A 9,771-nucleotide genomic window follows, 5' to 3' on the forward strand; every position below is an offset into this window, starting at 1 on the left:
ATCATCCTCGCCTTCGAGAAAGACGGCATCCCTCTCGGCAACGATCCCGCCAACATGCTCATCCTCCGCGCCCCCAACCCCACCGCCCCGCCAGTCCAGCAACCTCTCATAGGCTGATAGCTTCTGGAACACGCATTAACTTTCGCGAGGAACCCCACCACGACAGCTGCAGTTGTCGTTGCACTTGCCGTTGCACTTGCCGCTGCAGTTGCCTGTCCTTTTGTTGTCATCCCGCAGGGTTCTGCGGTTGCTGTTGCCGTTGCAGTTTCTGTCCTTTTGTTGTCATCCCGTAGGGATCTGCGGTTGCCTTGCAGTTGTTTTCTCCATGGCCTCCACAGTTTTCACCACAACCCGCGAAATAAATTCGCACATTCATCGCCAATTGACAGTCCCGCCTTGATCTAGGACTGAAGTTGTCGTATATTTTGAAAACAGCAGAGATATGGGAGTTTGCCGCAGGAGTGAAGGCGAGAACTGCGAACTCAAGCCCTTAGCTCCTTCCAAAAAGCAACACCTGAGACACGTACCAATCAGATCCTCGCGAAAAACTCTTGGCGGAGGCCGCGAAGACCTGAAACGGAAGACAGAAGACTAAAGCCGAGTAGACGCGCGGGCTCCTGTCACCCAGGATTCCACGTTCACAAGATTCAACCGTCACGATGGCGAGCAGCACTCCCGCCCAGCCAAAGGACGAATCACGCAATTTTTTTGAGGCAAGTGCCATGAACGCTGCAGTAAAAATCTCACTCCTCTCCAGGCTCTTCTTCTCCTCTTTATTGTTGATGCTCTTCTCTGCCGTGACTCTCTCAGCCAATGCGCAAAAGGCTCACGCTGGCCGCGGAGCAATCTCCGCGCAGGATCTGGCCAAGCTCGCCGCACCCAAGGCAATTGGCTCCGACTCCGCCGATCAGGTCTGCGCCCGCTTCACCGCCGGCTCCATCGTCTCCGCGCCGCCCGAGCTGCACAGCCAGAACGGCGTCCTCGAACTCACCATGCAGTTCTTCACCACCACCGACTCGCAGGGCCTCGTCCGCTACTGCTTCGTCACCAGCACCGGCCTCGAATCCCCCACCCTCCGGGTTAACCCCGGCGACCAGCTCATCATCCACTTTCAAAACGCTCTGCCCGCAACCATACCCTCCGCCACCGGGGACAACATGGCCGGCATGAAGATTACGCTCTCTCCCAAAGCGACGCCGACCACCAGCACCAGCAGCGCCTGCAACGGAGCGATGTCCGCCACCGCAACCAACATCCACTTCCACGGCACCAACGTCGCACCCGTCTGCGGACAGGACGAGGTCGTCCACACCCTCATCGCGCCCGGCCAATCCTTCGACTACAGCGTTCAGATCCCCGCCAACGAACCTCCCGGCCTCTACTGGTACCACCCCCATCCGCACGGCTTCAGCGAAGGCCAGGTCCAGGGCGGAGCCACCGGAGCCATCATCGTCGAGGGTCTGCAGAACGTAGACACCGCCCTCGCCGGCCTCACCGAGCGCACCTTCGTCCTCCGCGATCAGGTTCTGCCTGACTCCGAACTCAACGACACCAATATTCCCGCGTGGGATGTGTCCATCAACTACATTCCCGTGACCTATCCCGGCTACACGCCCGCGATCATTCAAACCAACCCCGGCCAGCAGGAGCTCTGGCGTGTCGCGAATACCGCAGCCGACACCATCATGAATCTCCAGTACGTCGTCAATGGAGTCGCACAAGCAGTGCAAGTAGTAGCGATCGACGGATACCCCATTGCTTCGGGAAGTAGCGGACAGCAATCGACCAGCGAAACAACCATTCTCCTGCCGCCTGGTGCTCGTGCGGAGTTTGTAGTGACCACGCCGAACGTCGGCGATAAGGCCCAGCTGACCACGCAATACTGGAATACAGGTCCGGACGGTGACTTCGATCCCACCCGTACGCTCGCTACCATCGTCAGTCAAAATGGTGTCGAAGGCTCGTCCAATCCAGCCGTTGCCGCGGTGAAGAAGCTTCCGTCCAAAGTTGTCGCGAGAAAAGTCACCCGCTTCTCTGCACTCGCCAACGCAGCCCCCGTGGCGCAGCGCAATCTGGACTTCTCTGAAGTCCTGCAGGACCCGTCGAACCCCGCCGGCCCCACCAACTTCTACATCACCGAACAGGGTCAGCAACCCGCCCTCTTCGACATGAATCAGCCGCCGAACATCGTCGTTCACTCCGGCACAGTCGAAGACTGGGTCGTACAAAACACCGCAGAAGAAGATCACATCTTCCACATCCATCAGATCCACTTCCAGGTCCTCGAAGTAAATGGACAACCGGTCAACGATCCTGCAATTCGCGACACCGTCGATCTCCCATACTGGAACGGAAGCGGTCCCTATCCGAGCGTGAAGCTGCGCATGGACTTCCGCGATCCGAATATCGTCGGCCTCTTCGTCTACCACTGCCACATCCTCGCGCATGAAGACGGCGGCATGATGGGCTCGATTCTGGTGCTGCCATCTTCCGGTTCGGCCTCCGCGGTAACAGCCGCTGCATCGGCATCAAGCGTCACCCCGAACGGAAACATCACTCTGACCGCAAACGTCGTCGACACGGCCACCGGCAATCCTACCCCGACGGGAACAGTGCAGTTTCAGATCAACGGATCGGCCATCGGTACCCCCGTAACGATCAAGAACGGCCAGGCCGTCCTTACCTCGACGATCAACGGAAACGCCGGCGTAAACACCCTGACTGCGTTCTATCAGGGAGATCCCACCTACGCAGAATCGGTCTCGACGGCGCTTCCCATCACTATCTCTAGCTTTGCTCTCTCCTCGTCAGGCACCACCGCAGCGGTAGGAGCAGCCGCACTGGCCAACATCGCCGTCAACGTCGCCAACAACTACATCAGCCCCATCGCCTTCACCTGCGCCATGCCGTCGAACCTCACTGAATCCGCCTGCTTCGTCAATCCGAACTCCACCACCGGCACCGGACAGGTCTCGCTTACGGTCAACACCACACCGACCCATCCCCTCAGCTCGCGAACCAACACTCCTGGCTGGCTCGCAGCCGGAGGCGGCACCAGCCTCGCCTGCCTGCTCTTCTTCGCTCTCCCACGCCGTAGAAATCGGAGCCAGGCCATCCTCGCCTTCGTCATGACGGCCGCGCTCTCCACGGCGCTCTTCATGGCACTCGGATGCAGCAGATCAACGAAGACCGACCCCGGCACAGCAAAAGGAACCTACTCCATACTCGTCACCGGCACCGCAGGCACCGGCACCTCGCAGTCTCAGACCACAGTCAACGTACCCATCACCCTTCAGTAGAAATATCCGTGCCCATCGCTCACTAAAAGATCAGGAGAGAAGTAATGTTGAACCCAGTAAGTCTGAACGAAGCCGGTCTGAACAAAGCCAGTGTGAACCAAGTCGGCAGTACCGTATCCCAAATCCTCAAAGCCTTCTGCCTCGTCATCATCCTCTGCGGCTCGCTCGTCTGGGCCAGCGTCGCAGGAAGCATCTCCGGCACCGTTAAGGATCCCTCCGGCCGCGTCGTCTCCAACGCGGAGATCATCCTCCACGAGACCAGCACCGGCCTCTCCTATCACGCCACCGCCAACAGCAAGGGCTACTACACCCTCCCCGTTCTTCCCGTCGGCCGCTATGAACTCGAAGCGCAGTCCACCGGCTTCCGCAGCTATCAGCGCAAAGACATCGTCCTCGACACCAACGCCGCCCTCACCATCGACGTCGCCCTCGAACTCGGCAGCGTCAAGGAGACCATCAGCGTCACCGACAACACCCTCCACGTCGAAACCATCAGCACCCAGCTCGGCGAAGTCATCACCGGCCGCCAGATGACCGCCGTCCCACTCAACGGTCGCAGCTTCACCGACCTGCTCTCCCTCCAGGCCGGCGTCGCTCCCGCTACCTCCATCACCAACAGCACCGTGCAGGACGTCGGCGCCACCATCCTCAACCCCTCCGGAACACTCAACCCCGGCACCGTCTCCGTCAACGGCCAGAACGAATTTTCCAACTTCTTCACCGTCAACGGCAGCGACGTAGAAGAAGACGTCAACGGTGGCACCGCCATCATTCCCAACCTCGACGCCATCGCCGAGTTCCGCATCGTCACCAGCAACTTCGACGCGGAGTATGGCGAATTCAGCGGCGGCCAGATCAGCGTCATCACCAAATCCGGCACCAACGCCTTCCACGGCAGCGCCTTCGAGTTCCTCCGCAACACCGACCTCGACGCGCGTAACTACTTCTCGCCCACCCGCGGCGCCTTCCGTCAGAACCAGTTCGGCGGCACCTTCGGCGGTCCCGTGCACAAGGACAAGGCATTCTTCTTCATCGACTATCAGGGCACCCGCCAGACGATGGGCGTAGACACCGGCAACATCGGCGTACCCTCGGTCGCTGATCGAACCGGCAACCTCCTCGACTTCACCAACGGCACAGCAGGAAATCAGCTAGGCGGCGCAGTCGGCGGTCCCTACTTCGCCAATCTCCTCAGCCAGAAGCTCGGTTACCCAGTCGTCCAGGGCGAGCCTTACTACGTCCCTGGCTGCACCTCCTCCGCACAGTGCGTCTTCCCCAACGCCAACATCCCCCAGAGCGTCTGGTCCACTCCCGCGCAAAAACTCCTGCAGTACATCCCCGCTCCCAACACTGCCTTAGGCACCTACGCCACATCGTCCTTCAACCAGAAGGTTCGCGACGACAAGGCCGGAGCACGCTTCGACGTCACCACCCGTCTCGGCCTCATCTCTGCCTACTACTTCATCGACGACTTCAACCTCGACAATCCCTACCCCGTCGCGCAGAGCGGCGCCAGCGTCCCCGGCTTCGACGCCATCACCACCGGCCGCGCCCAGCTCTTCTCCCTTGGCGATACCAAAACCCTCAACGCCACCTCGGTCAATGAGCTTCACGTCAGCTTCATGCGCAACCTCACCAACCTCGGCCAGCCCGTCGGTGGCAAAGGCGTAAGCCTCGCTTCGCAGGGGTTCGTCAACGCCGATGGCAGCCCCAGCATCGTCGCCCTCGACCCCAAAGGGGAGAGCGTAGAGAACCTCAACTTCAACGGCTACTCCACCGGAGCAGCGGCCAACCAGCTCATCCAGGCCAACAACACCTACCAGGTCACCGACGTCTTCTCCAAGGTCCTCGGCCGCCACACCCTCAAGTTCGGCGGCGAGTTTCACGCCGACCAGGTCAACGGCGCGCCCATCGCCCAGTTCAACGGTAACTTCGTCTTCCAGGGCACCGAGACAGGCGTGGACTTCGCCGACTTCCTCATCGGCGTTCCCACCCAGTACAACCAGAGCCAGCTCAACCCCTTCTACGCCCGCAACAAATACGCTGGCCTCTTCGCGCAGGACAGCTTCCACCTCCTCCCCAATCTCACCCTCAACTACGGCGTTCGCTGGGACCGCGTCACTCCCTGGAGCGAGCGCTACAACCAGATCTCCACCTTCGTAGCCGGCGCACAATCCACCGTCTTCCCCGGCGCGCCTCCGGGCATCCTCTACCCTGGCGATCCCGGAATCCCCGACACCCTCGCTCCCATCAGCAACCGCCACTTCGCTCCGCGCGTAGGCCTCGCATGGTCGCCTCAGTCTGACTCAGGCGCCCTCGAAAAAATCCTCGGCGCACCCGGCGCCACCAGCATCCGCGCCAGCTATGGCAACTTCTACACCGCCATCCCCGCGCTCTCCATCGGCGTGCTCGCGGCCAACGCTCCCTACGGCACCACCTACTCCAGCCCTCAATCACCACTCTTCGCCACCCCATTCGTCAACGCGGCCGACGGACAGAACAACGGCCAGCCCTTCCCCTACACCTTCGCGCCGCTCAACTCTTCGCGCAGCAACCCCGACCCCAACATCAACTGGAGCGCCTTCCAGCCCATCGAAGGCATCCCCGGCTACGACATCCACAACCGCATCCCCTACACCGAAGAGTGGTCTCTCTCCATCGAGCGTCAGCTCGGCCCCAACACCGTCCTCAGCGCCAGCTACATCGGAAACTCCAGCCACCACCAGCTCGTTCTCATCGAGCCCAACGCCGGCAGTCCCTCCACCTGCCTCAGCCTCAGTCTGCCCAGCGAAGTCCAACCCGGCACCCTCACCTGCGGCCCCGGTGGCGAAGATACGGTCTACTTCCCCATCGGCGGAGGTCAGGTCAACGGAACCCGCGGACCTCTCGGCCCCAACTTCGGCAGCAACGCTCTCCAGTCCACCATCGGCCACGCCAGCTACAACGCCCTCGAACTTGGCGCGCGCCACACCAGTGGCCGTCTCGAGTTCGCCGTCGCCTACACCTACGGCAAATCTCTCGACCAGTCCTCAAACCTTGGCGAAGAGGTCAACCCCACGAACCCCTCTCTCAGCTACGCCGTCTCCGCCTTCGACGTCAAACACAACGTCGTCGTCAGCTATGAGTACCAGCTCCCCTTTGACCAGTTCCTTCGCCCCAATCGCCTCACCAGTGGCTGGTCGCTCTCCGGCATCTCCCACTTCGCCACCGGCTTCCCTATCACCCTCATCAACAACAGCGACAACTCGCTCCTCGGAACCAATCCCAACGGCATCAATAACAGCGCCATCGACGAGCCCGACTACAGCGGCGGTTCGCTTCATCTCAACCACAACCCCCGCAACGGAAACGGCTACTTCGACACCACCGCCTTCACCCAGAACGCGCTCGGAACCCCCGGCACCGCCAAGCGCCGCTTCTTCTACGGCCCCGGCACCGACAACTACGACATGGCCGTCGCCAAGAGGCTCCCCCTCACGGAAGCGAAGTCGCTCCTCTTTCGCGTAGAAGCCTTCAACGTCTTCAATCACACTCAGTTCAGCGGCCCATCCTCAGTGGACGGCAACATCGGAAGCACGACCTTTGGCACCGCCGTCAGCGCAGCTCCGGCGCGCGTCCTGCAAGGCGCAGCCAAGTTCAACTTCTAATCCTGATCTCTCTCACCTTCGTCTCAGGGATTCATAGTCGAACTACAATAAACACGTCTATGAATCCCACTTCGAACCTCACTCAGAATCCCATTCAAGCTGTCCTCTTCGACTACGGCCTCGTGCTCTCCGGCGCGCCCGACCCCACCGCATGGGCTCGCCTCCGCTCCATCACCGGCCTCAGCGAAGACCTCCTCCACCGCGAGTACTGGGCTCACCGCCACGCCTACGATCGCGGCGACCTCAACGCCAGCTCCTTCTGGCACACTGCCGCCTCGGGCGCAGGCATCGTCATCACCCCCTCGCAGCTCGATCAGCTCATTGCAGCCGACACCGACCTCTGGTCCACCCTCAACCCACCCATGCTCGCCTGGGTCCAGCAGCTCCAGGGCGCAGGCATCCGCACCGGCATCCTCTCCAACATGCCCGACGCCATGGAGACCGGACTCCGCGCCCGTCACCACTGGATCGAATCCTTCGACCACCACACCTGGTCGCACGCCGTCAATCGCGCCAAGCCAGAGCCCGAGATCTACCACCACGCCGTCGAAGGCCTCCAGACTCCAGCCGAAAACATCCTCTTCATCGACGATAAGCAGGAGAACATCGACGCCGCAATCGCCGTCGGCATGCAGGCCATCCAGTACTCCAACCATCCCGCCTTCGAGAACGAGATGCGTGCCCGCGGACTCGAACCTCTCCTACAACTTGGGCGTCATTCAACGTCCCAAAACGGGAAGCTATAGTACCTACGTAACGTCCACCTCAACTTCATCAAAAAAAGAATCTTCACCGCACGAAATAGTTAAGGTCAGGCTGCAACAGAGGATTGCCCGCAGCCACAAAACATGACGACTCCGCTCTCTCCCCAACGTACCGTTGCCGGTCTCTGCGGCTTCCTCGCCCTCCTCTTACTCGCCACGCTCTCACTCTCCGCAGCAGCCGTAGCTCAGCAAATAACAGGCCCGCAACAGCTCCTCTTCACCGGCCTCCTCGGCTCCTCCAACCCCGATCCCGCCAACGCGCACTACGCGCAGTTCAACGCCATCCAGTCCGACGCCTCCGGCAACCTCTACCTCCTGCTCGATCAAGGCGACGGCATCCGCCTCCTCAAGACCAACGCCTCCGCTACCACCATCCTCGCCCAGGCTCATCTAGGCTCCAGCGGCGACATCGGCCTCGCCATGGCCCTAGATCCATCAGGCAACCTCTACATCACCGGCACCACAACCTCTGGCTCCCTGGTCACCACCCCCGGCGCAGCATTTCCTGCTGCGGCAGATACTTCTATCAACTCCTTCATCGGCAAGTTCGATCAGAACTTGAACCCGATCTTCCTCACCTACACCGGAAGCCCCCGCACCACAGCCACTGCGATCGCCGCCACCGTCGACGCCGTCTTCCTCACCGGCAGCATCTTCGGCTCTGCACTCCCCGTTACCCCCTCCGGCATCATCCAATCACCCGCCTCAGGCTCCCTGCAAAACAGCTTCGTAGAAAAATTCAACACCATCGGCACCGCGCTCCTCTACGCCACCTATCTCAGCGGCCAAAACGGCGACACCGCACCCGCCACCATCGCCGCCGACGCATTCGACAACGCCTATATCGCCGGATACACCACCTCCTCCGGCTATCCCACGCTCTCCGCCCTCATCCCCGACCTCCTCACAACCACCTCCGGCTTCCTCACCAAGCTCACCCCCGCAGGCGACGGCATCGTCTTCTCCACCTTCCTCCCCGGCCCCGGCATCACCTCCCTCGCCATCGATCCCGTCGCGCAAAACCTCCTTCTCACCGGCTCTATCGCCCCCGGCCAGTTCCCTATCGCCAACGTCGCTACCCCTCTGGTCAACACCAACTACCAAACCCTCCTCCGTCTCTCTCTCGACGGCAGCACCCTCATCTCCTCAACCATCCTCGCCCCCGGCATCCAATCCTCCGTCATCCCCGCGCCCTCAGGCGCAGCCTGGGTCTCCGCAACCGGCAATAACCCCGCCTGGCTCTTGCCCCTCACACCGCTCTCCGAAATAGGCAACAGCTACGCCCTCCGCATCACCCAGCAAAACACCTCGCAACCCGTAATCGACCAGACCATCCGCTTCGGAGGCCTCCCCACCACCAACCTCCCCTTCGCGTCAGCGCCGGTCACCCTCACCGGCCTCACCGTTGACTCCACAGGCCAACCCACCTTCGCCGGAAGCGCCTCGCCCACCGCCAGCGCCAGCCTCCTCAGCACCGAAACCTACGACCTCCCGCTCACCAACTCCCCAACCGCCGCTCTCCCATCCATCCTCCGCTCAGCCGCGCTCCTCCCAGGCTCCTGCACAGGAAGCCTCTGTGCAGGAGCCGCCGCCTTCCTCGCAAAGCTCAACCCCACCACCGCCGCGCCCAGCCTCGCTCTCTCCACCGACGATCTCCCCAACCTCAAACTCCGAAACCTCGGCAGCATCGCCGCCACCAACCTCCAACTCACCGCCACCAACGTCACCCTCGCCACTGACTGCCCAACCACACTCGCTCCCGGCGGAGAGTGCAACGTCGCGCCCACCAGCACCAGCAGCAACCCCGGAACCCTCACCGTCGCAGCGAGCAATGCCACCGCTCAAACAGTCAACCTCCCCGCCACCAGCACAACACCAAACGCAATCGTCTTCTCCCCCCGCGAGCTCGACTTCGGCATCCAGACCTCCACCAGCCCCATCGCCACGCGAACTGTCACAGTTACAAATCTAAGTAGCTCCCCTCAAACCTTCTCCACGCAACCCGCCAGCAACCAGTCCACCCCATACACCTTCACCGAAGCCTCGACCGACTGCCCCACC

4 protein-coding genes are annotated in these 9,771 nt (G+C 61.5%); all 4 read left to right on the forward strand.

Annotated features, from left to right (window positions below):
• Positions 1 to 722: 722 nt before the first annotated feature.
• Positions 723 to 3,299, forward strand: coding sequence for a multicopper oxidase domain-containing protein (locus GSQ94_RS16735; RefSeq protein WP_158945012.1), 2,577 nt, complete (start codon positions 723 to 725; stop codon positions 3,297 to 3,299).
• Positions 3,300 to 3,343: 44 nt separating this feature from the next.
• On the forward strand, positions 3,344 to 6,946 hold the full coding sequence (locus tag GSQ94_RS16740; RefSeq protein WP_158945013.1) for a carboxypeptidase regulatory-like domain-containing protein: 3,603 nt from the start codon (positions 3,344 to 3,346) through the stop codon (positions 6,944 to 6,946).
• A gap of 59 nt (positions 6,947 to 7,005) precedes the next feature.
• The gene (locus GSQ94_RS16745) at positions 7,006 to 7,692 is read left to right on the forward strand and encodes an HAD family phosphatase (RefSeq protein WP_158945014.1); all 687 of its coding nucleotides are present in this window, start codon (positions 7,006 to 7,008) and stop codon (positions 7,690 to 7,692) included.
• A 102-nt stretch (positions 7,693 to 7,794) separates the two neighbouring features.
• On the forward strand, positions 7,795 to 9,771 hold a 1,977-nt coding region (locus GSQ94_RS16750; RefSeq protein WP_174240956.1), incomplete at its 3' end, for an SBBP repeat-containing protein.

This window comes from Granulicella sp. S190 (genome assembly GCF_009766095.1).
Taxonomy (GTDB): Bacteria; Acidobacteriota; Terriglobia; order Terriglobales; family Acidobacteriaceae; genus Edaphobacter.

What these genes read in the sequence shown, in the direction of transcription:
- GSQ94_RS16740 (WP_158945013.1), top strand. Translation starts at nt 3,344, where the DNA reads ATGTTGAACCCAGTAAGTCTGAACGAAGCCGGTCTGAACAAAGCCAGT.
- GSQ94_RS16745 (WP_158945014.1), top strand. Translation starts at nt 7,006, where the DNA reads ATGAATCCCACTTCGAACCTCACTCAGAATCCCATTCAAGCTGTCCTC.
- GSQ94_RS16735 (WP_158945012.1), top strand. Translation starts at nt 723, where the DNA reads ATGAACGCTGCAGTAAAAATCTCACTCCTCTCCAGGCTCTTCTTCTCC.